Annotated in this window: 24 protein-coding genes; 13 read left to right on the forward strand and 11 right to left on the reverse strand. The window is 70.5% G+C overall.

Annotated features, from left to right (window positions below; genetic code table 11):
* Positions 1 to 583: 583 nt before the first annotated feature.
* Both DK412_RS26980 and rocF read right to left on the reverse strand, forming a co-directional pair.
* Positions 584 to 1,636, reverse strand: a complete 1,053-nt coding sequence (locus DK412_RS26980; RefSeq protein ID WP_109974491.1) for an ornithine cyclodeaminase — start codon at positions 1,634 to 1,636, stop codon at positions 584 to 586.
* The gene (gene rocF, locus DK412_RS26985; RefSeq protein WP_109974492.1) at positions 1,637 to 2,575 is read right to left on the reverse strand and encodes an arginase; all 939 of its coding nucleotides are present in this window, start codon (positions 2,573 to 2,575) and stop codon (positions 1,637 to 1,639) included.
* Positions 2,576 to 2,721: 146 nt separating this feature from the next.
* Here rocF and DK412_RS26990 point away from each other — a divergent pair, with 146 nt between their 5' ends.
* The gene (locus tag DK412_RS26990; RefSeq protein ID WP_109974493.1) at positions 2,722 to 3,159 is read left to right on the forward strand and encodes an Lrp/AsnC family transcriptional regulator; all 438 of its coding nucleotides are present in this window, start codon (positions 2,722 to 2,724) and stop codon (positions 3,157 to 3,159) included.
* A gap of 123 nt (positions 3,160 to 3,282) precedes the next feature.
* Here DK412_RS26990 and DK412_RS26995 read toward each other — a convergent pair whose 3' ends face one another.
* The 3 genes from DK412_RS26995 to ndk all read right to left on the reverse strand — a co-directional run bounded on the left by DK412_RS26995 (position 3,283) and on the right by ndk (position 6,340).
* The gene (locus DK412_RS26995; protein ID WP_109974494.1) at positions 3,283 to 3,639 is read right to left on the reverse strand and encodes a hypothetical protein; all 357 of its coding nucleotides are present in this window, start codon (positions 3,637 to 3,639) and stop codon (positions 3,283 to 3,285) included.
* A 105-nt stretch (positions 3,640 to 3,744) separates the two neighbouring features.
* On the reverse strand, positions 3,745 to 5,850 hold the full coding sequence (locus tag DK412_RS27000; RefSeq protein WP_204165449.1) for a molybdopterin oxidoreductase family protein: 2,106 nt from the start codon (positions 5,848 to 5,850) through the stop codon (positions 3,745 to 3,747).
* A gap of 67 nt (positions 5,851 to 5,917) precedes the next feature.
* Positions 5,918 to 6,340: a nucleoside-diphosphate kinase gene (ndk, locus tag DK412_RS27005; RefSeq protein ID WP_048429253.1), complete on the reverse strand. Its 423-nt coding sequence runs from the start codon at positions 6,338 to 6,340 to the stop codon at positions 5,918 to 5,920.
* 394 nt (positions 6,341 to 6,734) lie between these two features.
* Between ndk and DK412_RS27010 the strand changes: the two genes are divergently transcribed.
* Positions 6,735 to 7,241: a DUF2147 domain-containing protein gene (locus tag DK412_RS27010; RefSeq protein WP_109974496.1), complete on the forward strand. Its 507-nt coding sequence runs from the start codon at positions 6,735 to 6,737 to the stop codon at positions 7,239 to 7,241.
* A gap of 163 nt (positions 7,242 to 7,404) precedes the next feature.
* On the opposite strand, the gene DK412_RS27015 is transcribed toward DK412_RS27010, so the two are convergent.
* Positions 7,405 to 8,076 carry a glutathione S-transferase N-terminal domain-containing protein gene (locus DK412_RS27015; protein ID WP_109974497.1) on the reverse strand — a complete coding sequence of 224 codons (672 nt, stop codon included), beginning with the start codon at positions 8,074 to 8,076 and terminating at the stop codon, positions 7,405 to 7,407.
* 319 nt (positions 8,077 to 8,395) lie between these two features.
* On the opposite strand from DK412_RS27015, the gene DK412_RS27020 reads away from it, so the two are divergent.
* Positions 8,396 to 8,662: a hypothetical protein gene (locus DK412_RS27020; RefSeq protein WP_204165450.1), complete on the forward strand. Its 267-nt coding sequence runs from the start codon at positions 8,396 to 8,398 to the stop codon at positions 8,660 to 8,662.
* Positions 8,663 to 9,010: 348 nt separating this feature from the next.
* Here the strand turns inward: DK412_RS27020 and DK412_RS27025 are convergent, their stop codons facing one another.
* Positions 9,011 to 10,660 (reverse strand): porin, encoded by a 1,650-nt coding sequence (locus tag DK412_RS27025; protein ID WP_109974498.1) that lies wholly within the window; start codon positions 10,658 to 10,660, stop codon positions 9,011 to 9,013.
* A gap of 973 nt (positions 10,661 to 11,633) precedes the next feature.
* Here DK412_RS27025 and DK412_RS27030 point away from each other — a divergent pair.
* From DK412_RS27030 to DK412_RS27050, 5 genes are all read left to right on the forward strand, one after another.
* Positions 11,634 to 11,843, forward strand: coding sequence for a hypothetical protein (locus DK412_RS27030; RefSeq protein WP_093567936.1), 210 nt, complete (start codon positions 11,634 to 11,636; stop codon positions 11,841 to 11,843).
* A gap of 285 nt (positions 11,844 to 12,128) precedes the next feature.
* Positions 12,129 to 12,470 carry a hypothetical protein gene (locus DK412_RS27035; protein ID WP_109974499.1) on the forward strand — a complete coding sequence of 114 codons (342 nt, stop codon included), beginning with the start codon at positions 12,129 to 12,131 and terminating at the stop codon, positions 12,468 to 12,470.
* 42 nt (positions 12,471 to 12,512) lie between these two features.
* Positions 12,513 to 12,794 (forward strand): hypothetical protein, encoded by a 282-nt coding sequence (locus DK412_RS27040; RefSeq protein ID WP_109974500.1) that lies wholly within the window; start codon positions 12,513 to 12,515, stop codon positions 12,792 to 12,794.
* 94 nt (positions 12,795 to 12,888) lie between these two features.
* Positions 12,889 to 15,396: a HAMP domain-containing sensor histidine kinase gene (locus tag DK412_RS27045; protein ID WP_109974501.1), complete on the forward strand. Its 2,508-nt coding sequence runs from the start codon at positions 12,889 to 12,891 to the stop codon at positions 15,394 to 15,396.
* Between the two features lie 254 nt (positions 15,397 to 15,650).
* Positions 15,651 to 17,276, forward strand: a complete 1,626-nt coding sequence (locus tag DK412_RS27050) for an ABC transporter substrate-binding protein (protein ID WP_245447317.1) — start codon at positions 15,651 to 15,653, stop codon at positions 17,274 to 17,276.
* On the opposite strand, the gene DK412_RS27055 is transcribed toward DK412_RS27050, so the two are convergent.
* On the reverse strand, positions 17,249 to 18,682 hold the full coding sequence (locus DK412_RS27055) for a protein adenylyltransferase SelO (protein WP_109974503.1): 1,434 nt from the start codon (positions 18,680 to 18,682) through the stop codon (positions 17,249 to 17,251). The two genes, DK412_RS27050 and DK412_RS27055, sit on opposite strands and share 28 nt — an antisense overlap.
* Positions 18,683 to 19,101: 419 nt before the next feature.
* On the opposite strand from DK412_RS27055, the gene DK412_RS27060 reads away from it, so the two are divergent.
* Entirely contained in the window at positions 19,102 to 19,875 is a 774-nt protein-coding gene (locus DK412_RS27060) for a cold shock domain-containing protein (RefSeq protein ID WP_109974504.1), read from the forward strand.
* A gap of 102 nt (positions 19,876 to 19,977) precedes the next feature.
* Positions 19,978 to 20,205, forward strand: coding sequence for a hypothetical protein (locus tag DK412_RS27065; RefSeq protein ID WP_245447318.1), 228 nt, complete (start codon positions 19,978 to 19,980; stop codon positions 20,203 to 20,205).
* A 52-nt stretch (positions 20,206 to 20,257) separates the two neighbouring features.
* Here DK412_RS27065 and DK412_RS27070 read toward each other — a convergent pair whose 3' ends face one another.
* The gene (locus DK412_RS27070) at positions 20,258 to 20,713 is read right to left on the reverse strand and encodes a hypothetical protein (RefSeq protein WP_109974506.1); all 456 of its coding nucleotides are present in this window, start codon (positions 20,711 to 20,713) and stop codon (positions 20,258 to 20,260) included.
* A gap of 153 nt (positions 20,714 to 20,866) precedes the next feature.
* On the opposite strand from DK412_RS27070, the gene DK412_RS27075 reads away from it, so the two are divergent.
* Both DK412_RS27075 and DK412_RS27080 read left to right on the forward strand, forming a co-directional pair.
* Entirely contained in the window at positions 20,867 to 21,067 is a 201-nt protein-coding gene (locus tag DK412_RS27075; RefSeq protein WP_109975521.1) for a hypothetical protein, read from the forward strand.
* A gap of 74 nt (positions 21,068 to 21,141) precedes the next feature.
* Positions 21,142 to 21,405, forward strand: coding sequence for a YARHG domain-containing protein (locus DK412_RS27080; protein ID WP_109974507.1), 264 nt, complete (start codon positions 21,142 to 21,144; stop codon positions 21,403 to 21,405).
* A 293-nt stretch (positions 21,406 to 21,698) separates the two neighbouring features.
* On the opposite strand, the gene ppa is transcribed toward DK412_RS27080, so the two are convergent.
* Positions 21,699 to 22,232 carry an inorganic diphosphatase gene (gene ppa, locus DK412_RS27085; protein WP_109974508.1) on the reverse strand — a complete coding sequence of 178 codons (534 nt, stop codon included), beginning with the start codon at positions 22,230 to 22,232 and terminating at the stop codon, positions 21,699 to 21,701.
* Between the two features lie 334 nt (positions 22,233 to 22,566).
* Positions 22,567 to 23,073, reverse strand: a complete 507-nt coding sequence (locus DK412_RS27090) for a GNAT family N-acetyltransferase (RefSeq protein ID WP_093567924.1) — start codon at positions 23,071 to 23,073, stop codon at positions 22,567 to 22,569.
* 298 nt (positions 23,074 to 23,371) lie between these two features.
* Here DK412_RS27090 and DK412_RS27095 point away from each other — a divergent pair, with 298 nt between their 5' ends.
* Positions 23,372 to 24,097: a tyrosine-protein phosphatase gene (locus tag DK412_RS27095; protein WP_109975522.1), complete on the forward strand. Its 726-nt coding sequence runs from the start codon at positions 23,372 to 23,374 to the stop codon at positions 24,095 to 24,097.
* The last annotated feature ends 33 nt before the right edge of the window (positions 24,098 to 24,130 follow it).

Here is a 24,130-nt window from a genome sequence, read left to right on the forward strand (position 1 = left end):
CTTGAGATGCCAGATGTTTCAAAACGTGTCGAGACGTGCAGGCGAACACTTGACGGTTCGTTAACTAAGGCGCTTCCGGAAAGCGGATCGCCGACAAAGACTTACGCCGGGGCTGTCGACATTGCGTAGGTAGTTTCGTTGGGGAAGGCCTGTGCATGACGGGCCGGCGAAGGCCCTGTAACCACTGCGGTAGGACGGCATGATTGCTTGATGACACTCCCGGAGAGTGTCTTGACCGGGAGATGCGGTGTCGGGGAACGATCCTGCTCTCGGCGCCGATTCCAGCGATGCCGGACGGTGACTGCGATCTTCGCCAGGATGCCGACTGGAGCGCTTCAAGGACCGCGGACGGAGCAACCCAGTCCACTCTGCCTCGAAGATGAGGGAAGTTGGATTCGTCCCGTTCGAGGTGTGGCGTCAGTCGAGATTCTACTCTCGCGTCATCCCGGGTTCCGCTGTCGCGGCCCCGGGATGACGATGGAGGATGGGGGCTCGGCCGGTGACCTCGAACAGGCTCCGAGGCGCGAGCGACGGATCCTCGAACGTCCGGACCCGCTGCGCGGCGATGTCCCGCGCGGACGCGTCAGGCGACGAGGCGCGGCGGCTCCGCCCGCAGCAGCATGCCGAAGAGGTCGCGCGGATCGTCCGGATCGGCCAGGAGGTCGAGGTTCTCGTAGTAGGGGTGCGCGGCCAGGAGGTCTCGCACGGTGCGAAGCGCGGAAAAGTCCTCGATCGCGAAGCCGACGGAGTCGAACACCGTGACCTCGCGGGCATCGCGGCGGCCGGGCGCGAGGCCGGCGAGGACCTGCCACAGCTCGGTCACCGGATGGTCCGGCGCCAGCTGCTGGATCTCGCCCTCGATGCGGGTCTGCGGCTCGTACTCGACGAAGAGGGCGGCGCGGCGCAGGATGGCTGGCGCCAGCTCGGTCTTGCCCGGGCAGTCGCCGCCGACGGCGTTGATGTGCACCCCCTCCCCGACCAGGTTGTCGCCGAGGATCACGGCGTTGCGCTTGTCCGCCGTCACGGTGGTGACGATGTCGGCCCCGCGCACCGCCTCGGCGGTGCTGGCGCAGGCCGTGAGGTCGAAGCCGAAGCGCGCGAGGTTCCGCAGGCACTTGGCGGTCGCCGCCGGGTCGATGTCGTGGAGGCGCAAACGGTCGATCCCGAGGAGCGCCCGGAAGGCCAGGGCCTGGAACTCGGCCTGGGCGCCGTTGCCGATCAGCGCCAGGGTGCGCGCATCCGGCCGCGCGAGGGCTTGCGCCGCCAGCGCCGAGGTGGCGGCGGTGCGGAGCGCCGTCAGCAGGGTCATCTCGGTGATCAGCACCGGATAGCCGTTGCCGACATCGGCCAGCACCCCGAAGGCGGTGACGGTCTGGCGCCCGCCGGCGGCGTTCTTCGGGTGGCCGTTGACGTATTTGAAGCCGTAGGTGTGGCCGTCGCTCGTCGGCATCAGCTCGATGACGCCGTCAGGGCTGTGGGCGGCGATCCGGGGCGTCTTGTGGAAGGCGTCCCAACGGGAAAAATCCTCCGCGATGGCGGCGGCGAGGCGGGCGAGCAGCGCCTCGATCCCGACCGCGTGGACGAGGCGCATCATGTTGTCGACACTGACGAAGGGGACGACGTTGAGGGCCGGCATCTAGAAGCTCCGTGTCGGTCGGTCGAGGATGCGGCGGCCGAAGAGGCTGGCGGCGAGGTCCGTCATCAGCAGGGCGGTGCGGCCGCGCTCGTCGAGGAAGGGGTTGAGCTCCACGAGGTCGAGGCTGCGCACCAACCCGGAATCGTGCAGCAGCTCCATGATCAGGTGGGCCTCCCGGAAGGTGGCCCCGCCCGGCACGGTGGTGCCGACCCCAGGCGCGATGCCGGGATCGAGGAAATCGACGTCGAGGCTGACGTGGAGCAGGCCCTCCGCCGCGCTCACCTCGCGCAGGAAGTCGCGCAAGGGGGCGACGATCCCGGTCTCGTCGATGTCGCGCATGTCGTGGACCCGGGCACCGCTCTCGGCGAGCGCCCCGCGCTCCGCCGGATCGACGCTGCGCAGGCCGAACATGCAGATCCTGGCCGGATCGAGGGCGGCTTTCAGCGGCGGGAAGTAGCCGGAGAACCCCGGCCTGCCGGTGAGGTAGGCCAGCGGCACGCCGTGCAGGTTGCCGCTCGTCGTCGTGTCGAGGGTGTGGAGGTCGGCATGGGCATCGAGCCAGAGCAGGAACAGCGGCCGTCCCTCCGCGTCCGCCCGCCGCGCCATGCCCGCCACGGTGCCGGCCGACAGGCTGTGGTCGCCGCCGAGGAAGATCGGCCGCGCCTCGGCGCTGTGCCGGAAGGCGGCCTCGGTCAGCGCCAGCGTCCAGCCCGCCGTCTCGGCGAGGTGGTGGATCGCCCGGTTCGGGTGGGCTGAGCTCGCGAAGGGGAGCGGCGCGACCGCGCCGGCATCCTCGACCGGCAGGCCGAGATCGCGGATCGCCTCGACGAGGCCCGCCGCCCGGTAGGCGCTCGGCCCCATGTCGCAGCCGAGCCGGTCGGTGCCAGACTGCACCGGCGCCCCGACCAGGACGCACCTCTCAGGATGTGTGCCCGCCACTCGATGTCTTGCCGCCACCCGCCCGCTCCCGTCTCCCGAGCAGGCTCGACGGTAGCGTGCGGCCGCGTCACTCTGAACACGGGAAGGTGGTCGATTTTCGAGCCGGATCGCACAGTCTGGCAAGCATCACTGCGCAGAGTGTCGACATGGATGCCCTCGACCAGAACCTCGTCACCCTGCTGCGGCACGATTGCCGGCGTCCGGTCTCGGAACTCGCGGTGCTGCTGAAGGTGTCGCGCGCCACCGTGCGGGCGCGGCTCGACCGGCTCGAGCGCGACGGCGAGATCGTCGGCTACACGGTGGTGCTGCGCACCGACGCGATGCCGGCGGCGGTGCGGGCGATCACCCTCGTCGCGGTCGAGGGGCGCAAGGCCGGCGACGTGATCGACGCGCTCAAGGGTTTCGCCGAGATCACCGCGGTCCACACGACGGTCGGTACCTGGGACATCGTCGTGGAGGTCGCCGCCGGCAGCCTGCCGGAGCTGGACGAGATGCTGCGGCGGGTGCGCCTGGTGCCGGGCGTGACCACCTCGGAGACGCACCTGTTGCTGTCGACGCCGCGGTCCGCGCGGGCGCGGTTGTAGAAGCGTTTCGGGTGCCGGATCCCGGACATCCGAAACTCATCGAATTCCACTCTCCACCTCAGGATGAGGTGGAGAGTGGGACGATATAGTTTGTGCGAGTCTCAGGCTCCCGGCTCACACCGTTCAGACCGGCCGCTGCAGCTTGCAGCTGTCGATGGCGCCGAGCGCCTTGGCGCGGGCCGAATCGTTGAAGTAGCCGGTGGTGCGGTAGGCCGCGATCTCGGAGGCGTCGAGGGAACGCAGGGTGGTGCGGGCGTAGCAGCCGCAGGGGCGCTCGAAGCTGGTCTCGGCGGCGTTCTGCATCCGGGCCTGGACGACGGCGCAGGCGCGGCGCACCCGGGTCTCGAGCTCCGAGGTCGGCGCGCTGCGCAGCGACGGATCGGGCTGGTAGGCCTCGAGCTGCGACGAGGAGGCGCCGGCGAGCGCCGAAGTGACGCCCAGCGCGAGGAAGCCGGCGGCGAGGAAGGTGCGGAGACGCATGGGAAGTGAGGTCCGTTGGGCTGCTTGTCGTCAAGCTCGACCGTTGGACGCCGAAACTCCCCGCCCGCACAAGGGCGGGCGGGCCACACCGGGGACGAAAGTCCGCTACTGCGGCAGGGCCGCGATGGCGACATGGTTGTCGTGGAACGCGGCGCCGCCGAACGGGGCCGGTGCGTCGGCCCCCGTCAGGGTGTTGATGCCGCGCCCGTCCGGATAGGCGTCGTTGGGCCAGATCGACTCGGCGATCAGCACGCCGCGGCGCAGGCCGGGAAACAGCGTCGCCCGCAGGGTGACCGCGCCGCGCTCGTTCGACAGGCGCACCCACGCCCCCTCCCCGATCCCGAGCGGCCCGGCATCCTCCGGGTGGATCATCACCGTCGGGTGGCGCTCCTTGGCGAGGGAGGTCGGGGTCTCGGTGAAGCTCGAATTGAGGAAGTTGCGCGCCGGGCTGGTGGCGAGGCGGAACGGGTGATCGACCGTCGCCGCCATCAGCGGCGCTTCCCAATGGTCGGGGAGCGGCGGCATCATGGGCCCGCGCGGCCCGTCCTTGGCGACCGGTACGCTCGCCCAGTCCGGCTTGAAGCGGAAGCGCCGGTCCGGATAGGCGAAGCCGTCGAGGAAGTGGGCGCGTTCAAAGGCCGGCTGCACGTCGAGGAAGCCCTCCCCCTCCATCTCCGCCAGGCTGCCGCGGCGCGACGCCTTGAGGGTGGCGTCGATCAAGTCGCGCGGGCTCATGGCAAAGCCCGGATGCTCGGCGCCGAGACGCTGGCCCAAGGCCACGATCACCTCGTGGTTCGAGCGGCAGAGCTGGGGCGGCGCGATGCGCTTCAACCCCAGCTGGATGTGCTGCTGGCCGCCGCCGGTATAGAGGTCGTCGTGCTCCAGGAACATCGTGGCGGGCAGGACGAGATCGGCCATGCGGGCGGTCTCGGTCATGAACTGCTCGTGGACGCAGACGAACAGGTCCTCGCGGGCGAAGCCCTGCTTCACCAGCTCCTGCTCCGGCGCGACCGAGACCGGGTTGGTGTTCTGGATCAGCATCGCGGTCACCGGCGGGCCCTGGCGCAGGGCCTCCGGGTCGCCGGTGAGCACCCGGCCGATCTGCGACTGATCGAGCATGCGGGTGCCGGGGCGGACGACGTCGAGCCCCTCGATCAGGCGCTTGTTGAGGCCGAACACGCCGCTGTTCGAGTGGAAGGCGCCGCCGCCGCGGTGCTGCCAGGCGCCCGTCACCGCCGGGATGCAGAGCGCCGCATGCATGTTGGCCGCGCCGTTGCGGCTGCGGGCGAAGCCGTAGCCGAGGCGGAAGAAGGTGTTCTTCGTCACACCCACCAGGTGGGCGAAACGCTCGATCTCCTCGACGCTGAGCCCGGTGATCGCGGCGGCCCATGCGGGATCGCGGCTCCGGAGATGCGCCTCCAGCTCCTCCGGGCAGTCGGTGAAGCGGGCCATGTAGTCGCGGTCGGCCAAGCCGTCCCGGAACAGCACGTGCATCACCGCGCAGGCGAGCGCCCCGTCGGTGCCCGGCCGCAGCAGCAGGGCGAGGTCCGCCTGTTTCATCGTCGGGTTGTCGTAGATGTCGACGACCACCACTTTGGCGCCCCGGTTCTTGCGGGCGGCCTGGACGTGGGTCATCAGGTTGACCTGGGTGTGCACCGGGTTGGTGCCCCAGATCACCACGCAGTCGCTCTCGGCGATCTCGCGCGGATCGACCCCGCCGAGGCGGCCGGTGCCGGCGATGTAGCCCGACCAGGCGAGCGTGGTGCAGATGGTCGAGTACTGGCCCGAATAGCCCTTGGCGTGGCGCAGGCGGTTGATGCCGTCGCGCATCACCAGCCCCATCGTGCCGGCATAGTAGTAGGGCCAGACCGCTTCCGGCCCGTGCGCGGCCTCGGCCTCGCGGAACGCCTCCGCCACGCGGTCGAGCGCCTCGTCCCAGCCGACCGGCGCGAACTGCCCGGAGCCCTTCGGGCCGGTGCGGATGAGGGGCTGGGTCAGCCGGTCGGGATGGTGGATGCGCTCGGCGTAGCGCGCGACCTTGGCGCAGACGACGCCCGCCGTGTAGCTGTGGCGCGGGTTGCCGCGCACCCGGCCGATCGTGGCGCCGTCGATCACCTCGACCTCGAGGGCGCAGACCGACGGGCAGTCGTGCGGGCAGGTGGAGGTCGTCCGCTCGATCCGTGGCTGCGCCGTCACCGCTCGCTCCTGCATGAAAAAACCCCCGCCGCGGGGCGGCGAGGGCTGTCAGCCTATCGGCGTTTCCCGGTCGGGGGAACCGTCAGCCGACGATGTCCTTGTCGTCGAAGAACTGCTTGATCTCGATGCCGGCGTTCTCGAGGCTGTCGGAGCCGTGCACGGTGTTCTCGCCGACCGACTTCGCGAACTTCTGGCGGATGGTGCCCTCGGCGGCCTGGGCCGGGTTGGTGGCGCCCATCACCTCACGGTACTTGGCGACGGCGTTCTCGCCCTCGAGCACCTGGACCACGACCGGGCCCGAGGTCATGAACTCGACGAGTTCGCCGTAGAACGGACGCTCGGCGTGGACCTCGTAGAACTTCTTGGCCTGGGCGTCGGACATGCGGATGCGGCGCTGGGCGACGATGCGCAGGCCCGCCTCCTCGATCACGGCGTTGACCGCGCCGGTGAGGTTCCGGGCGGTGGCGTCGGGCTTCAGGATGGAGAAGGTGCGCTCGGTGGCCATGGGACGTCCGTTCGAAGAATAGCGGTGGCGTGGGCGGTGGGATGCCGCGCGGCACCGGACCCTTCAGGATCAAACCTGGGAGGTCCGGCTCTCAAGCCGGGCGCGAGCGCCCGCGCGCCGGGTCCGTGAGCGGACGTCCGGCGCCGGGCTTATAGCCGTGGGCCCCGCCTCCCTCAAGCGCCGAAGGCGGCGCGGGAGAATTGCCCGATACGGCGCCGGCGGGCCGCCTGATGCGGCAGCGCCGCAACACGGCCGAAAAATCGCCCCAAAGATCGGGCTTGGTGACTCGGACGTGACCATTCGGCCACGCTGCCCGGTTCGTCCGCGGCGGCGTCCCTCAAGCCTTCCGCCGCCGGCGCCCTGCGCGGGCCGCGGACAGCCAGGAGCTTCCTGCATGCGCTCGATCCTGATCCCGACCCTCGCCGCCTCCCTGCTCTCGGCCGGTGCCGCCGCCGCGGCCCCTGCGGGCGATCCGTCGGGGACCTGGCTCACCGAGGACGGCCGGGCCAAGATCAAGATCGAGAAGTGCGGTCCGGGCGCCGCCCATGCCTGCGGCAAGGTGGTGTGGCTGAAGACGCCCCTCAACGACCAGGGTCAGCCGCGCACCGACATCAAGAATCCCGACCCGAAGAAGCGCACCCGCCCGGTGATCGGCCTCACCCTGATGGACAGCCTGAAGCCCGAGGACGGCGCCTACAAGGGCCAGATCTACAATGCCGAGGAAGGCAAGCTCTACGACGTCTCGATCAACCGCGCGAGCGCGAGCGAGCTCGCGATCTCGGGCTGCATGCTGAAGATCCTGTGCGGCTCGCAGACCTGGACCAAGGCGCCCGACGAGTTCGCGCAGGCCGTTCCGGCCGCCGCCCACGCCGCGCCGAAGGCGAAGCCCGCGGCGAATTGATACCAACGGTCGTTGAAAACGACCTCTGGTTCCGTTCTCGAGTTGTCGTCAAGCCTCTGGCTTGGCATCGAACATTCGAGGATGGATCAGAGGCCTCGTCGATCTCGGGCCCGCCCGAGATCGACGTCGATGCATCAGCATCTTAGGCCGTTGGTACAAGGCCTCACCCGCGCGGACCCGGCCCCTCCTCCGGGTCCGGCTTGAGCCGGAAGCCGCGCAGGACCCCCGGCCGGGCCTTCATCCGGTCGATCCAGGCGGCGACGTTCGGGAACGCGGCGATGTCCTGGCCCTGGCGCTCCCAGAGCTTGGCCCAGGGCAGGATCGCGATGTCGGCGATGGTGTAGTCCTCGCCCGCGACGTGGGGGTGGCGGCCGAGCTGCGCGTCGAGGGTGGCGTAGAGCTTCGTCGTCGCGGCGGTGAAGCGCTCGATCGCGTAGGGGATCTTCTCCGAGGCGTAGATGCGGAAATGGTGGGTCTGGCCGAGGGCCGGCCCGAAATTCGCCGCCTGCCAGAACAGCCAGATGTCGACCGCGATGCGCGCCCGCTCCTCGGCGGGGTAGAACAAGCCGGTCTTGCGGCCGAGATATTGCAGGATCGCGTTCGACTCGAACACCGTGATCGGGGTGCCGCCGGGCCCGTCCGGATCGACGATGACCGGGATCTTGCCGTGCGGCGACACCGCCAGGAAGTCCGGCGCTCCTTGCGCGCCCTTGCCGATGTTGATCGGCACCATGCGGTACGGCAGGCCGCATTCCTCGAGCATGATCGAGGCCTTCCAGCCGTTCGGCGTCGTCCAGTAGTAGAGGTCGATCGGCGTCGTCGTCACGGCCGACATGCGGCTGGTCCTTCTGGCACGGCGGGGACGGGGCGCGTCCGTCGCGCATCGGGCGTTCCGGAGAGGTAAACAGACCCGGGCCCGCCCTGTACAGGGTGAAGGTTGTCTCAATCGGCGATCTCGCGCCGGTCGTGCACCGGTGTCGCGGCCTGGACCGGCGAGATCCCACCTGTCGTCTCCGCCTGAGCTCCTCGCCGGAGTCTCTCGCTCGAGTCTCCTGCCCGGGCCCCTCGCCCAATCGTCTTGCCCTTGCGTCAGGCTGTGGCACTGTCGGTCCCGCGCCGGCCGATTCGACGGCGCGCCTGCCGCGAGCCTTCCGATGAGCCTGCCCTCCCCTCTCCTTCGCGCCTGCCTGGCGGCGTTCCTCGTCGCCGCACCCGCCGCGGCCCTCGGCCAGACCGTCCCAGGTCCGGAAGCCGCGCCGCGCCGGGAGCCGAGCCCGCGCAGCCTCGCCGCCCGCGAGCGCCAGCGCCGGTGCGGCGCCGAGTGGCGCGCCTTGACGCCGCCCGACAAGGCGGCACAGGGGCCGCGCTGGCCGCAATATTACAGCCGCTGCGTCCGCCGCCTGAAGGAGCAGCGGGCCTGAAACGCCGGCCGAGAGGATCCGGCGATCGCCGGTGTGGGAACGGCTGCGGCCTCCCTCGACCGGCCGGATCGCACGGCGCCGGCCCGCTCCCGTCGGCGAAGCTCGAAGCCTGACATTGTTAGTGCTTAGCGGATGGGAATTTTTTATTGTGACGATGGATATAAACTGAGCTCTGACAGTTGAAGTGACCTTCGGATGCTGATAGAAAAGGGCATCCTGAGTTTCGAGACCCAGGGCACCTGCAAGGCGCACTCCCCGAGTGCGCCTTTTTTCTTGTCTCGATACCTGGGCAACGAAAAAGGGGTCCCGGCTCGCGCCGGGACCCCCGATATCTGGACTTCCGAGATCTTAGAAGTCGCGCTGGACGCGCATGCGGATCTGGAACGTGTCCGTGGCGCTGGTGGTCGGCAGGGCGACGCCGGCGGCGGTGAACGGCACGCCGTTGACGACGCTGGCGACCGAGGCGGCGGTGACGCCCGGAGCCTTGTTCTGGTCGATCACGCGGCCGCTCTGGGTCGCGAGGCGGGCGTAGTTGCCCTCCAGACCGATGTCGAGGTCACGCACCGGCGACCAGATCAGGTTGGCGCCGACCACGAGCTGGTTGGTGTCGCGGATCTGGTTCGAGAACGCGTAGCCGGCAGCGAACGGGCTCGGCAGCGACGAGGTGGCGAAGCCGCCGATCTGGTTCACGAGGCCGAGATTGGCGCGGCTCTGCTTGCCGTAGGACATCTCGCCGTAGCTGCCGAACACCGCCGAACGCCACTCGGGGGTCCAGTAGTGCAGGTAGGACGCGGTAACCGTCCACGAGGTCGACAGATCGAGCTTGCCGGTCACCGGATCGACGACCGCGTCGACCAGCGAGGAGCCGAGCGAGGTGCCGGCGGCGAGCGTGGCGAAGTTGGTGTAGCCGCCGAGCCAGGCGTTGTAGCCGGTGTAGCGGATCGCGCCCTCGCCGTAGGAGCCCTGCAGGTAGAGCAGGTCGCCGGCGGCGATGAACGGCAGGTTGATCTTCAGACCACCCTGGACGGCCCAGCCGTAGTCGCTGCCCGGACGCGGCGCCGAGGCACCGACGGTCGAGAAGCCACCGAACGAACGCACCTGGTTGGCGTTGGCGGTGTTGATCTCGTGCACGGCGGCGGAGATCTGGGCCGAACCCCAGGCGGCGTCGTAGCGGAGCGCGCCGACGAAGTCGGGCAGGCGCTGACGCTGGATCACGTCGTAGTCGGCGATGACCGGCTGGCCGAGGGCGTTGGTGCCCAGCACCGGGGTGAAGTTGCCCGAGTTCGGGACGAAGATCTGGTAGCCGGTGAAGTTGCCGCCGACCGCGCCGCTGCCGTAGATCGGGGTCTTGCGGAGCAGCGGGTCTTCCATCGACAGCGTGGCCGAGAAGCCCTGACCGAAGGTCGCCGTGTAGGCGAGCAGGTTGGTCGAGGAGATGTCGGAGCCGAGCGACGACGCGATGAACTCGAGGTCGTGGGCGTAGAAGTCGAAGAACGAGGCGGCGCGACCGGCGGTGAAGCCGGCGAACTGGATGAACGCCTTGTCGAGGTTCACGCCGTTGGTCACGCGGCCGAACGTGTCGACGCCGAAGGCCGGGAAGCCGGTGCCGGCGTTGCGGGCGGTGCCGGAGGCGAGGAACGGACCGGTGCCGTAGGACAGGTCGAAGCGGACGAAGGCGCGCAGGGTGCCGTAGCCGGTCGCCGTGCGGGCGTCGAGGTTCAGGCGGCCGAGGCCCTGGTAGCCCGTCAGGTCACCGCCGTTGTTGTTGGTGCCGCGGGTGTAGCTCTGCAGGTAGGTGGCCTGGAACCGGGCACGACCGGAGACGCGCAGGCAGGTGTCGGTACCCGGGATGTAGAAGAAGCCGGCGCCGTGGGTCGAGCAGACGCGGACGTACTCGACGGGCGCAGCCTTCTTGATCGGCAGATCGGCGGCTTGCGCAGCGGCAACAACGGTCAGGCCAGCGGCCGACCCGAGAAGAAGGCTCTTAACGAGCTTCATGGAGACCTCCAAGATTTCGGACCCGAAAGGGGTGAACGACTCTGTTCCGAAGACCTTTTCGGCCTCGAGACCATGTCCCTCTTATGCCCCCGAAGATTCGGCCGCCGCACAGGTTCGGCCGAACCGCACCTGACTTCATGCGGTGCGACGGAACAATCTTTCATGACGCCGAGTTGATCAATCTCATCCAAGCACTAACAAGCGCCTGAAGCCGCCTTGACGGGAGAATGTGGCAGAATCACCACATTGTGACTGTGCCACATCTTAGATGTGACTTATGCGCTAACAAAGTCGTCAAGAACTAACAAGCAATGTCGTTATGATTACTTCCGCCGTCATCAGGCGCTAACAAAATAGAAATGTCGAGAGTCAGATCTGTCAAATGTGAGCATAATCACGGATAGGAATAGTTTAATCAGTAAAAATTTCTAATCGCCGATGGAATATCCGGTCGATATCGATGTGATGCCGATCCGTCGGGGTCGGTACGATTACGATGTTCGAAGGATTTCTGCAGCCGTCCCGGACAGCTCGCGAGCGGCGGCGTCCGGGGCGATCCGGACTCCGCTGTGGAGGCGAGGCGTCCGGTCTGGCTGGGCGGCCCGCGAATCGGGGGCGGCTGCACCGTCGGCGCCGTGGGCGGATGGGAGGTGCCTTCCGAGGGGCGTCGCCGCAGCACCCCGCAGATCCGCGTCTTCGAGAGGTGTGCCGGCCATCCTGGCGCATGGTGCCAGGACGTGAGGCGCGGGTGGTCCTGCGCGTGCCGGCAGGAGGATGGAGCGGCAGGAAGACGGGGAGGAGGGCCGGCGCAAGCCCCACGGGCCCGGCCGCGGGACCGCGGCCCGGAGTTCGTTCCGGCAGCCTCTCGCCGCGGATGCGCTTTCCCTCAGGTTCCTCTTGCCTCCAGTTTTGAGTTGTTCTAATTAACAACTGACGGGGCCGGGCGACGGCTCACCGGACGGGAGAGATCACGATGGCGACCACCCAGGGCGCGGCCTGCAACAGCTGCCGCTACTTCGACGACCACAAGCTCAATGGCGCCGCCGCCACCGGCGACCAGGGCCTGTGCCGCTACAACCCGCCGGTCAGCCAGCCGGAGCCGCAGGGCCACGGCCTGTGGCCGGTCGTCGCCGGCCAGGACTGGTGCGGCCACTTCACCGCCGAGCAGCATCCGGCCGAGTGATCCAATCGGACTGGTTCGCGGTCGATTGATCTGAAACGATCGGTTCGCTCGCGGTCTGCGACCGCACCAAGCTCCTCCGACGAAGTCCGTCCCCCTCTCCCGCCGGAGAGGGGGATTTTTCTCGGCTGTGCTGCAACGGCGAATGTTTCGTCGACTACAGCCGACGAAACACGATCCGCTCCGACTGGGCCGAATTGGGTCTCCGACGCAAAATCGCGGACATGCAACGCCCCTATACCGCCCCCCACAAGAGCCCCGGACATAACGGGTTGCGAGGAGGCGAAGATGATTGTGGCGCGGGTGATCCTGATGAGTGCAATGCTGACGGCCGGCGTCGTCGAGCTGACCAAGACGACGGCCGCGCACCTGGCCGGGGATGCCCGCGGGGCGGTCCCCGCCGGGATGTCCGTGGAAGCGCCCGCCGAGATGCCCCGGGCGCTCCCGGTCTCGACGGCCCCGGCCGCCGGGCGCGCCTGCACGGAGGCGGCCTGGCCCTTCCGGCCCGACACCTGCCTGCAGCCGGAGGGCGCCCCGCAGGGGACCGCGCCGCGCCGGCCGGTGCGGATGATCGAGGAGCTGCGCCCGGCCTCGCCCGTCCGGATGCCCGGCCGGGTCTCGGTCGGATGACGCGGGACACCCCGCGACGAGGCCGCCGACCGCGAGACCGCCATGCCGCATTTCAGCGCCGATCGCCTCGATGCGCTCCTCACCGGCGATCCCGCCGGGCTGGAGGCGCTGCGCGCCCTCTTCGGTGCGGGCCCGAGCCGCTGCACCGGCTGCCGGCCGGCTCCCCTGACCCCCGCCCGTCCGGCGGCGCCGGTCCCCGCCCCCCGGCCGAGGCGGCAGGTCCCCGAAGGCCGGGCGACGAAACGCCGGTCGATGAAAAGCGGTCCTGGCCCGGTCTCCGGGACCCGCGGCCGGACGATCCTGCGGCCGCCGATGCCGGGATGAGGCGGGCCGGCCTCTCCGGGTCCGGCTGGCCCCGGGCGCTGGCAGACCTTGAGAAATAATGCATAGTCGGCACCCGCGGCGGAACGGGACCACGATGCGGGTCGGCCACAAGATCTTCCTGGTCGGCGGTCTGCCGATCGCCATCGCGGCGCTGATCGCGCTCGCGGGCTGGCTCCTGCTCGACCAGGCCGGGAAGGCCCGCGACGGCGCGGTGCTGGCCGGCGCCATCTACCGCACCCTGACCCTGTCGACGACGGTGCGCGACGAGTTCGTGGCGGCGCGCCCGGCCGAGCGCACCGACCATGCCGAGCGCTTCGCCCGCCTGACGGCCGAGTCGGCCGGCTCGCTCGACGACCTGCGCCGCTACGCCCGCACCCCGGATCAGGCCGCCCGCATCGAGGCGGCGCGCGATGCGCTGCGGGACTCGATCGAGCAGATGCAGGCCCTGGTGCGGATCACCCGGGAGAACGACGGGCTGATCGCCGACATGGCCGCCCGCGCCGACGCCCTGGTGAGCCTCGCCGACCAGGCCCGCGACCGCCAGCGCGCCGCCAACACCGACCTCGTCGTCTCCCTCACCGACAAGGCCGCCACCCTGCGCCAGGTCCGCGACGTGGTCGGTGCCGTCAACGAGCTGCGCAGCCTGGTGGCCCGGGCCGAGATCGAGGCCGCCAGAGGCGCCGACAAGGGCGGCGGTGGTGCCGGCGCTGCGCCGTCCACCATGGTCCAATCCACCATGGTTCAAGTGCGCAACGCCGCCCGCGACCTCGCGACGGCGCTCAAGGGCGACCGGCGCGAGCGCGAGGCGGAGGAGCTGCTGATCCTGACCGCCGCCTACGAGGCCTGGCGCGGGGCCGAGGAGCCGCGCCCTCTGGCGGCGGGCGGCACGGTGCCGGAGCACGCGCCGCTCCCCTCCCCGGTCAACGTCCTCGACGAGTGGTGCGAGCGGATCCTCAAGATCGACGGCTCGGCCCAGCGCGCCCTGCACGACGAGGTCACGCAGCTCCTCTCCTACGCGGTGCAGGCCAACGAGACCGAGCAGGCGACCCAGAACATCGCCCTCGAGACCCTCAAGCTCGGCCAGCGCACCGCCGAGGCCCTGCGCCGGCGCGACGTGCCGGCGGCGGCGGCGATGCTGGAGGACGGGCGGCGCCTGTCCGAGACCGCCGCCGCCCTGCCGATCTCGCCGCTGATCCAGGGCGAGATGATCGACGCGATCGACGGCTGGCGCGAGCGCCTCGGCACCACGGTCGAGGGCCTGCGCCGGCAGAACGAGGGCATCGCGGCGATGGACGGCCTCGCCGCGGTGATCGGCGAGACCGCCCGCAGCCTCAACGAGATCTTCATCGACGATGCCGATCGCCTCGGCACCTTCCTCCTGCGCCTCCTGCTCGTCGGCGCCGGCGCCGGCCTGGTGGTCGGCTCGACGGTCGGTCTCGCGGCGGCGCGCTCGATCACCGGACCGCTGCGCCAGCTCCAGCGCAGCATGCTGGTGCTCGCCGCCGATCCGTCCCGGCGCGTGCTGGGAGGGGGCGAAATCGGGGGCAGAGATGTGGGCGAGGCGGTCGGGCGCCGTCGCGACGAACTCGGCGACATGGCGCGCGCCACCGCGATGTTCGTCGAGGAGATCGGCCGGCGCGAGCGCGCCCTGCGCCGAGCCAAGGAGGAGGCCGACCGGACGCTCGCCGAGCTGCGCCAGACCCAGTCCGACCTGATCCAGGCCGAGAAGCTCGCCTCGCTGGGCCAGCTCGTCGCCGGGGTGGCGCACGAGATCAACACGCCGCTCGGCATCGCGCTCACCACCGCGACCCTGGTGCGCGACGAGGCGCGGGATTTCGGCGAGCTGGCAAAGACCGGCCAGCTCTCGCGCTCGCGCCTGTCCCACTTCGTCGAGCGGATGCAGGAGGGCTCGCACCTGCTCACCGCCAACCTCGCCCGGGCGGCGGACCTCGTCCACAGCTTCAAGCAGGTCGCCGTCGACCGCGTGAGCGACGAGCACCGCCGCTTCGCCTTGCGCGAGTGGCTGGGGGAATTGCTGCGCAGCCTCGGCCCGCTCCTGCGCCGCGGCGGGCACCGGCTCGAACTGGAGGGGCCTGAGGCCCGGGATGGGATCGACGGCGGGGAGTTCGAGGTCGACACCCATCCGGGGGCGCTCGCCCAGGTCATCACCAACCTGGTCAAGAACGCGGTGGTGCACGCCTTCGCGGACGGACAGCCGGGGCGCATCGTCGTCGCTGTGTCGCAGGTCGCGGCGCCCCAAGGTGCACTCCCGCAGGGCGCACTCCCTCAGGGGGCGCTTCCGCAGGAGGGCGCCTGGGTGCGCCTCGAGGTGCGCGACGACGGGCGCGGCATCGCGGCGGCGGACCGCGAGCGGATCTTCGATCCGTTCTTCACCACCGCTCGCCACCGTGGCAGCTCGGGGCTGGGCATGCACATCGTCTACAACCTGGTCACCGGGCAGCTGCAGGGCCGCATCGCGGTCGAGAGCCGGGAGGGCAGCGGCACGGTGGTGCGGGTCGAGTTCCCGGCCCGCCTCGCAAAACCGGCTCCCGTGCCGGCATCCGCCCGGGCGGGCGCGGAGACTCGCGTGGCGGCGCAGTAGTGTGCGGCGCAGATTGGGAATTTTTTTCCTTGCCGTGGTGTAGTGACACGGCAGGCATCGTCCGGCGGGCGGAGGACCGCTTCGGCCGGGATGATGGGGCTGGGGCCTGGCGCGGCACCCGATCGGGCGCCGCTCCGGTCCGACGTCGCGGGACGGAAGGCGGGGGAGCGATGCCGGGCAGGACACGACGAGGCGGCAAGCGCTGCCGGGCCGCGGGGCGGCCCCCGGCGCTCCTTCGCGCCGCACCGGCCCTCTTGGCCACCCTCCTCTGCCTCGCCGCGCTGCCGGCCGCGGCCAGGACCCTGGTCTTCTGCTCCGAGGGCAATCCCGAATCGCTCAACCCGCAGCTCGTCACCACGACGACCGGGATGGACGCCGCCTGGCCGGTCTTCGACACCCTGGTGGCGTTCGAGCCCGGCACCACCACGATCCGCCCGAGCCTCGCCGAATCCTGGACGATCTCGCCGGACGGGCGCGACTACACCTTCACCTTGCGGCCCGCCGTCGCCTTCCACCGCAATGCCCGGTTCAAGCCGACCCGGCCGCTCGCCGCCGAGGACGTGGTGTTCTCGATCACCCGGCAATGGCGGGCGGACCACCCGTTCCACGCCGTCTCCGGCGGGCAATACGCGTACTTTCGCGATCTCGGCCTGCCCGAGCTGATCGAGGCGGTCGAGGCGCCCGATCCCCGCACGGTGCGCATCCGCCTGCGCGAGGCCGACGCCACCTTCCTGCCGAACATCGCCATGACCCTCGGGGCGGTCCAGTCGGCGGAATACGCCGCCACGCTCCTGGCGGCCGGCGAGCAGGAGCGCTTCGACCGCGAGCCGATCGGCACCGGGCCGTTCAGCTTCGTGGCGTTCCAGCCCGACGTGGCGCTCCGCTACCGCGTGTTTCCGGACTACTGGGGCGGGCGCCCCGCGATCGACAGCCTGGTCTTCTCGATCACCCCCAACGCGGCGGTGCGGCTGGCCAAGGTCCGGGCCGGCGAGTGCCACCTGATGCCCTTCCCCAACCCGTCCGATCTCGAGTCCATCCGGGCCGATCCGGCCTTGACCCTGATGCGGGAGGAGGAGCTGAACATCGGCTACCTCGCCCTCAACGTGCTGAGACCGCCCTTCGACGACCTGCGGGTGCGCCGCGCCGTCGCGATGGCGATCGACAAGGCGGCGATCGTCGAGGGAATCTACGGCCCGGGCGGCACCGCGGCCCGTTCGCCCCTGCCGCCGAACCTCTGGGGCCACGACCCGACGCTCCGGGACTTAGCCCTCGACCGGCCGGCGGCGCAGAAGCTGCTCGCCGAGGCGGGCTTCCCCTCGGGCTTCGAGGCCGAATTGTGGTATCCGCCGGTGAGCCGGGCCTACAACCCCAACGGCCGGCGCGTCGCCGACATGATCCAGGCCGACCTCGCCCGCATCGGCGTGCGCCTGCGGCTTCTCACCGACGAGTGGAGCGCCTACCGGGCCAAGATGCTGGCCGGCGTGCCGGCGATGGCCCTGTTCGGCTGGACCGCCGACAACGGCGACCCGGACAACTTCCTCGGCGTGCTGCTCGGCTGCATCCCGGCCCGGCCCGGCGGCAGCAACGTCGCCCGCTGGTGCGACCCCGCCTTCGACGCCCTGGTGACCCGGGCCCGGCGCCTGCCCGACCAGGCCGCCCGGGCCGCGCTCTACGTCCAGGCACAAGCCATCTTCGCCCGCGAGGTGCCGTGGGTGCCGATCGCCCACTCGGCGGTGTTCGTCGTCGCGCGGCGCGAGGTGACGGGCTACCGGATGGACCCCCTCGGCCGGCACCTGTTTCGCGGCGTCGGGCTGAGCGGGTCCGAATCCCGCGGGGCCTCAGGCCTCCGGCCTCAGGGCGCTGCGGGTTCCGTGCCGTAGGCCTGCGCCATCTCGCCGATCGCCGCGAGCTTGGCGTGGTAGGCCGACCAGTCGTCGGCGGCCGCGATCGGCGCCCACAGGGCCTCGACCTCGTCGATCAGCATCGTGCAGGGCGTCTCCTTCGCGAAGTACGGATGGTCGAGCCGCGCCGCCGGATCGGGCGAGAGCGGTTCGAGCGCCCGGCGCACCCGCGCGAAGCCTTCACCCGTGTAATGCGCCGCGGCCGGGCTGCGGGCCGCCCGCGCCTCGCTCGCCAGCCCGCCGTACCAGTCGAAGAAGACCTGCTCGAACGGCGCCCGGCTCTGCTGCAGGAAGGCCCAGAACGCGCCGACGAGGGCGTGCATCGCCGTCTCGTCCGCCGGCACCGCGAGGCCGAGGCGGCGCAGGATCGCACCCGCGAAGGCCTCCTGCAGGGCCGGGCCGTAGGCGTCCATGGCGCTCCCCAGCCGCGCCTCGTCGGAGAGCGGCAGCAGGCATTCGGCGAGCCGCGCCAGGTTCCACCCCAGGGCCTCCGGCTGGCGGCCGAACGCGTAGAGGCCGTGTTCGTCGAAATAGGCGGCGGTGAAGGCCGGATCGTTCACCGGGGCGAAGCGCCAGGGGCCGTAATCGAAGCTCTCGCCGGTCACGTTGATGTTGTCGGTGTTGAGCACGCCGTGGACGAAGCCCGCCGCCATCCATTGCGCGCCCATCCGGGCAACCCTTCGGCAGACATCGGCGAGGAAGGCCGCCGCCCGGTCGCCCGGGTCGTCGCGCCAGACGTCCGGCCGGTAGGTGCGGATCGTGTGGTCGAGGAGCCGGAGCAGGTTGTCGCGGTCGTCGTAGGCGCGGAAGCGCTGGAACGTGCCGATGCGGAGATGCGAGTGGCTGAGCCGCACCAGCACCGCCGAGCGGGTCGGCGACGGCTCGTCGCCGCGGATCAGCGCCTCCCCGGTCTCGATCAGGCTGAACGACTTCGAGGTCTCGACGCCGAGCGCCTCCAGCATCGTGGTCGCCAGCACCTCGCGCACCCCGCCCTTGAGCGTCAGGCGTCCGTCGGCGGTACGCGACCACGGCGTCTGGCCGCTGCCCTTCGTGCCGAGATCGAGCAGGCGCCCGTCCCGGAGGTCGTGGAGTTGGGCGAACAGGAACCCGCGGCCGTCGCCGAGATCCGGGTTGTAGCTGCGGAACTGGTGGCCGTGGTAGCGCAAGGCCAGCGGCTCGGGAAAGCTGCCCGGCAGGGGTTGGAACCGGCCGAAATGCGCGATCCACTCCTCGTCCGTGAGGGCGCCCAGGCCGACGCGCTCGGCCCAGGGCTGGTTGCGGTGGCGCAGGATATGGGCCGGGAAGCGGGCGGGCGCGACGACGTCGTAGAAGTCGGGGCCGAGATCGGCGTGACGGCGCGACGGGCGAAGGGAGGGGGCCGGCATCGGGACCTCGGCGGACGGAAGGGGGTGAGTGAAGCACGGGAGCAGGACAGGCAACGCGTCGCGGCTTCGGCGGGGTCCCGCGCGGATGCACCCGTGGTGTTGGACCCCTGCCCGTGTCGCGCGGGGCCGTGCTCGCGGGTACGAGACCGTGCTCATACGCCACAGTGATGCGCGATGGACACGGGGAAAAGATGCCGAATCGGGCTGTCAATCCGCGCCGCGACGTGAGAAAGTAACCCCCGTCATCGCCACGCGTGGCAGATCCGCCTTGCGGTACGGTCTGAGTTGCGTCAGGAGTGTGGCGGTCATCTTGGTCACCGCAGCCGGGAATGGAACGATCTCGAGGCGTCGGCTGTCAGGCACAGAGCGCACCGGGGTACAAGGGTGGTCGGCGGTTTTTACGTTTTGGCGAGCTTCTAATGGGACGTGGTCGTGATTTCAGGGAGCCGCGCCGTCGCGGCTTCGACGAGGGTGGTGGCGAGCCGCGGTGGCCTGACCAGGCGCCGCAGGGCAGCAGCTACGGCGGTGGCTACGGTGGCGGTGGCGGCGGCTACGGTGGTGGCGGCGGTGGTGGTTACGGCGGCGGCGGCTTCGGCGGCGGCGGCGGTGGCTTCGACCGCGGCGGACCGCGCGGCGCTGCCCCCTCGGGGCCGGAGCGTGACGCGACGGTCAAGTGGTTCAACAAGGAGAAGGGCTTCGGCTTCGTCGAGCTCGGCGACGGCTCGGGCGACGCCTTCCTCCACATCCGCGCCGTCGAGGCGGCCGGTCATGCCGATCTGATGCCGGGCACCCGCCTGACCGTCCAGACGGCGCAGGGCCAGAAGGGCCCGCAGGTGACCAACATCACCAGCGTGGACACCAGCACGGCCGAGGCTCCGGTCCGTCGCGATCCCCGTCCGCCGCGCAGCGGCGGCTTCGGTGGCGGCGGCTTCGGCGATCGTCCCGAGCGCGGTGGCGGCGGTGGCCGCTTCGCCTCCGGTCCGTCGACCGAGATGAGCGGCACCGTGAAGTGGTACGACCCCGCCAAGGGCTTCGGCTTCGTCTCGGTGAATGACGGCGGCAAGGACGTCTTCATCCATCGCTCGGCGCTCGCCCGCGCCGGCCTCGAGTCCCTCGCCGAGGGCCAGCCCGTCACCATGGGCGTGGTCGAGGGCATGAAGGGCCGCGAGGCTCAGAGCATCAGCGTGGACTGATCCTCGGTGCGTTGTCGCACGAGTGATCGATCGACACGGACGGAGCGGTGGCCCCTGGCCACCGCTCCTTTCCGTTTGTGCGCCGTCCTGATCGGTCTCGCCGTGGCGGGTGCCCTGTCCGGCCCGGCGGCGGCGGAGGACTTCACCGGCTTCTATGCCGGGGTCAATGCGGGCTACGGCTGGGGCAAGGCGCATCGCGAGGGCAGGACGCCCGGCACGCCCCTCCCCGCCTGGGACAAGCCGCAGGACGCCGACGGCCTGCCGCCGAGCGCCGCCCGGGCCGCCGACCGCAATCCCGCTCTGTCCGGGTCGAGGAGCGGCGCGCGCTGAGCGTGCGGGCCGCGCGGCTGTTTTCGCGGGGCGGCCGGTCGGCGCGGGCGCTTCACGCGTCGTACTGCTTCAGAACCGCGACCTCCGCGAAGGGGGCCGGCCACAAGACGATCCGGTACTGGTCCTGGCCGTCGAGACCGTCCGGGCTGATCGTGCCGAGGCCGCCATGCTCGACCCTCACCCGGTAGGTGCCGGGAGTCACCGGGACGACGTCGACCGACCCGCCCGTGCATTCATGGATCTCCAGCCGCCCGGAGGGAAGGGCGAGGCTCGCCTCCGCGACGTGATCCCAGCGATCCAGGTCGAGGGGCGGGGCGTCCGATACGACCTCGATCTCGACGGGCACTTCCATGTTCCGCTCGGGCTGGACGACGACCACGTGGGGCGCCGCCTTGATCCGGCGGGCGACGTCCGCGTCGGTGAAGTCCGTCGGCGCATCGGGACTCGTCCCGTGATCCCACAGGTAGAACTGATGGTAGTCGGCGACGATGCGGTACTGCCTGACCATCGCGTGGATTCCGTGCACCGCTGAGCCGATCGGCGGCTCGCGTCGAAAAATGCTGTAGGGCGACGCTGCCGCGGGGCAAGCGCAGGCGTGCGGAACCGCCGCGCTTGTGGCATGGTGCCGGCCGAACCCAACCGGGCTCGGGACCCCTCCACCATGACCAGTGTTCACGACGTCACCCCGGACCAGCTGCGCGGGCTGGAAGCTGCCGGCGAGGCCGCGCTCAACGCCGCGCTCGGCCGCCTCTCGGCCCGCGAGCGCGAGGCCTACTGGGCCTCGGTGCGCCGCGCCTACAACGCGCCCTACAACGACGCGGTGAAGAAGCCGCGGACGGGAAGCGCGGCCGCGCGGGCCTGACGGCCGGATCCGCCCGCGAGCGGGGCGGCGTCTCGTCCTGACCCGCCTCGGTCCACCGGAAACAGGTGCGATTCATGAAGACAGCCGCGATCTCCGTCCTGCTGCTGCTGGCCGGCGCGACGCCCGTTCTGGCGCAGTCCTGCGACGAGTTCTGGTATCAGCGGAACATGATCTTCAAGGAGGCGGGCTACTGCTTCAAGACCGCCAAGGCGATCCGGAACTTCGGCAATGCCGGCTGCCGCTACGACGATCAGGCCGACGTGCCTCTGTCCGCGCGGCAGCGCGCCGAGATCGCCGAGATCGCCTCGATGGAGCGGGCGATGCGGTGTGCCCCGTGATCGCATCAACCCTCCCCCTCTGCGGGGGAGGGCGCCCGGCGTAGCCGGGCGGGAGAGGGGAACCACGCTTCCGGAGAGGTCGCGACCCCGATGAAGGGCGCCCCCTGGAACAGCGTCGCGCTGCCCCCTCCCGGCCCCTGCCGACGCGGGGACCACCCTCCCCCGATCCAAGTCGGGCTTGCTGACTTGGGCACGTGGATGCGGATCTCGGGCAAGCCCAAGATCCGTGGGGGAGGGTTCGCGTTGCGGCCCTCGCAGAAGCGGAGGCAGGCGCAAAGGGCGCCCGCTCCTCCTCACTTCGCCTTGTTGGCCCGCTCGATACCCTCGAGGATCAAGCGCTGCGCCTCGGCCTTGTCGCCCCAGCGCACGATCTTGACCCACTTGCCGGGCTCGAGATCCTTGTAGTGCTCGAAGAAGTGCTGGATCTGGTGGATCGTGATGTCGGGCAGGTCGGTGTAGTTCTCGATCCGGTCGTAGCGCTTGGTCAGGTTGCGCGACGGGACGGCGATGATCTTCTCGTCCTCGCCGGCATTGTCCTCCATCACCAGCACGCCGACCGGGCGCACGCTCATCACGGCGCCGGGGACGATCGCCCGGGTGTTGGCGATCAGCACGTCGCACGGGTCGCCGTCGCCCGACAGCGTGTGCGGAATGAAGCCGTAGTTCCCCGGGTAATGCATCGCGGTGTAGAGGAACCGGTCGACGATCAGCGTCCCGGCCTCCTTGTCCATCTCGTACTTGATCGGCTCGCCGCCGACCGGAACCTCGATGACGACGTTGACGTCTTCGGGCGGGTTCTTGCCGATGGAGATGGCATCGAGGCGCATGAGCAAACTCCCTGCAAGGGCGCGAATGCCCCTGAATGGCGCGGTCCTGAGTGTCTCTCACGAAGCTTCCACGGTCGCCGCCGTTGCTCGCCGTGGCGGCGTCAGCGCAGCAGGAGCTTCGTGAGGTGCACTTAGAGGGACGCGGGCGCCCGCACAAGCGCCGGGACGCAACGGTCGCCGTGACAGTCGAGGACAAGTTCCGCCGCGGCCGGGCGGCGGGCGACGACCGTCGCCCCCGCGCCCGCTGCTGCAGATGACCCCGGATTGGGCAGTCGCCCGCCTCCGTGGTCACCGAAGAGGCAGGACCGCTCCGCCGGGGAGCCGCTCCCTTCCGTCAGCCGAACAGGTAGGCGACCTTGTGCAGGTCGGCGCCGGCGATGCGGTCGGTCGCCTCGGCCACTACGCGCCCGCCCATCCGCTCGTAGAAGTCCCGCGCCCGATCGTTCTCGGCGAGCGACCACACCGCGACCCGGCGCACGTCCCGGTCGGCGAGGTCGTTGCGCACCGCCCGGAACAGCCGGGTGCCGTAGCCGAGACCCTGGTAGGTCGGCGCGAGATAGATCTCGTCGATCTCGCCCTCGGCCTTCAGCCCCCGGTCGCGGCAGCGGCCGTAGGAGACGTAGCCGATGACGCTCTCACCCAACTCCAGCACCACCAGCGGCCGGTTGCGGCCGATGGTGGAGCGCCACCAGCGCGGCCCGCGCCGGGCCAGCATCCGGTCGAGGGCGACGCCCGGGATGATGCCCTGATAGGCCTCGCGCCAGGCGGCGTCGAAGATCTCCGACAGCATCCCGGCATCCTGGTCCCGGGCCCGGCGAATGCTGACGACCTGAGTGCTCACGGCCTTCCCCCTCGATTGTTAAAGCATTGTCCGACGAGGCGGATACCCGCCCGTCGAAGAAAATGCGGCAAAATCAAAGACCTAGAGCACCAGCCGATTGCAACGCGATCGGCTGGTGCTCTACCCGACGGATCGCGTCCCTACGATGCGGGGGAGGCGTCGCAAGCGCAATGCCAGGCTTGTGCGCCGGCTCATCTCCGGCGGCGTCGTTGCGGCCGGGTCACGCGGCTGATAGAGCGGCACGCTGCGCGTCACGCGAATCGCGTATTTTTCCTTGAAGCCAGGCGCCCTCCCCTTCGTGCTCAACCGTTTCCTTCCGCCCGAGACCCGCTACGCGCGCCGCATGGCCCGCATCGCCCGCTGGGAGCAGCCGATCGCCGGCCCGGGCGGCCGCCTGCGCGCCTGGGCCAACATGCTGCTGATCGACCACGGCGTGATCCGGCTGGCCTATCTCAACCGGCACCGGATCGGGCGCGGGATGGTCTGGCGCTCGGCCCAGCCGGCGCCCCACGATCTCGCCTGGTTCCGGCGCCAGGGCGTGCGCACGATCATCTCGCTGCGCGGCGGGCGCGAGCACGGCTCCTGGCAGCTCCAGCGCGAGGCCTGCGAGCGCGAGGGGCTGCAGCTCGTCGAGTTCGTGATGCGCTCGCGCGAGGCGCCCGACCGGGCGACGCTGCTCGCCGCCAAGGACTTCTTCGCCGGCCTCGCCTATCCGGCGGTGCTGCACTGCAAGTCCGGCGCCGACCGGGCGGGGCTGGCCGCCGCGCTCTACCTGATCCTGCACGAGGGCCGGCCGGTGCGCGAGGCGGCGCGCCAGCTCTCGGCGAAGTTCGGCCATTTCCGCTTCGCCAAGACCGGCATCCTCGACGCGTTCTTCGAGCGCTATCTCACCGAGGGCGAGCCGAAGGGCCTGAGCTTCCTCGACTGGGTGGAGCACGTCTACGACCCGGAGGCGCTCAAGCGCGACTTCCGCGCCGGGCTGTGGTCGGACCTGCTGGTGGACCGGCTGCTGCGGCGGGAGTGAGACGAGAACCGGACGATGATGTCCGGTTCTCGT

It is taken from the genome of Methylobacterium sp. 17Sr1-1, from assembly GCF_003173775.1.
In the GTDB taxonomy this organism is placed as follows: Bacteria; Pseudomonadota; Alphaproteobacteria; order Rhizobiales; family Beijerinckiaceae; genus Methylobacterium.

Bases quoted from the DNA above. Each gene is read 5' to 3' on its own strand.
- DK412_RS27080 (WP_109974507.1), top strand. From the start codon at position 21,142: ATGAAGACAGCCGCGATCTCCGTCCTGCTGCTGCTGGCCGGCGCGACG.
- ndk (WP_048429253.1), bottom strand. From the start codon at position 6,340: ATGGCCACCGAGCGCACCTTCTCCATCCTGAAGCCCGACGCCACCGCC.
- DK412_RS26995 (WP_109974494.1), bottom strand. From the start codon at position 3,639: ATGCGTCTCCGCACCTTCCTCGCCGCCGGCTTCCTCGCGCTGGGCGTC.
- DK412_RS26990 (WP_109974493.1), top strand. From the start codon at position 2,722: ATGGATGCCCTCGACCAGAACCTCGTCACCCTGCTGCGGCACGATTGC.
- DK412_RS27070 (WP_109974506.1), bottom strand. From the start codon at position 20,713: ATGGTCAGGCAGTACCGCATCGTCGCCGACTACCATCAGTTCTACCTG.
- DK412_RS27020 (WP_204165450.1), top strand. From the start codon at position 8,396: ATGAGCCTGCCCTCCCCTCTCCTTCGCGCCTGCCTGGCGGCGTTCCTC.
- DK412_RS27040 (WP_109974500.1), top strand. From the start codon at position 12,513: ATGCCGCATTTCAGCGCCGATCGCCTCGATGCGCTCCTCACCGGCGAT.
- DK412_RS26980 (WP_109974491.1), bottom strand. From the start codon at position 1,636: ATGCCGGCCCTCAACGTCGTCCCCTTCGTCAGTGTCGACAACATGATG.
- DK412_RS27030 (WP_093567936.1), top strand. From the start codon at position 11,634: ATGGCGACCACCCAGGGCGCGGCCTGCAACAGCTGCCGCTACTTCGAC.
- DK412_RS27025 (WP_109974498.1), bottom strand. From the start codon at position 10,660: ATGAAGCTCGTTAAGAGCCTTCTTCTCGGGTCGGCCGCTGGCCTGACC.
- DK412_RS27000 (WP_204165449.1), bottom strand. From the start codon at position 5,850: ATGCAGGAGCGAGCGGTGACGGCGCAGCCACGGATCGAGCGGACGACC.
- DK412_RS27010 (WP_109974496.1), top strand. From the start codon at position 6,735: ATGCGCTCGATCCTGATCCCGACCCTCGCCGCCTCCCTGCTCTCGGCC.
- DK412_RS27045 (WP_109974501.1), top strand. From the start codon at position 12,889: ATGCGGGTCGGCCACAAGATCTTCCTGGTCGGCGGTCTGCCGATCGCC.
- DK412_RS27015 (WP_109974497.1), bottom strand. From the start codon at position 8,076: ATGTCGGCCGTGACGACGACGCCGATCGACCTCTACTACTGGACGACG.
- DK412_RS27075 (WP_109975521.1), top strand. From the start codon at position 20,867: ATGACCAGTGTTCACGACGTCACCCCGGACCAGCTGCGCGGGCTGGAA.
- DK412_RS27035 (WP_109974499.1), top strand. From the start codon at position 12,129: ATGATTGTGGCGCGGGTGATCCTGATGAGTGCAATGCTGACGGCCGGC.
- ppa (WP_109974508.1), bottom strand. From the start codon at position 22,232: ATGCGCCTCGATGCCATCTCCATCGGCAAGAACCCGCCCGAAGACGTC.
- DK412_RS27060 (WP_109974504.1), top strand. From the start codon at position 19,102: ATGGGACGTGGTCGTGATTTCAGGGAGCCGCGCCGTCGCGGCTTCGAC.
- DK412_RS27055 (WP_109974503.1), bottom strand. From the start codon at position 18,682: ATGCCGGCCCCCTCCCTTCGCCCGTCGCGCCGTCACGCCGATCTCGGC.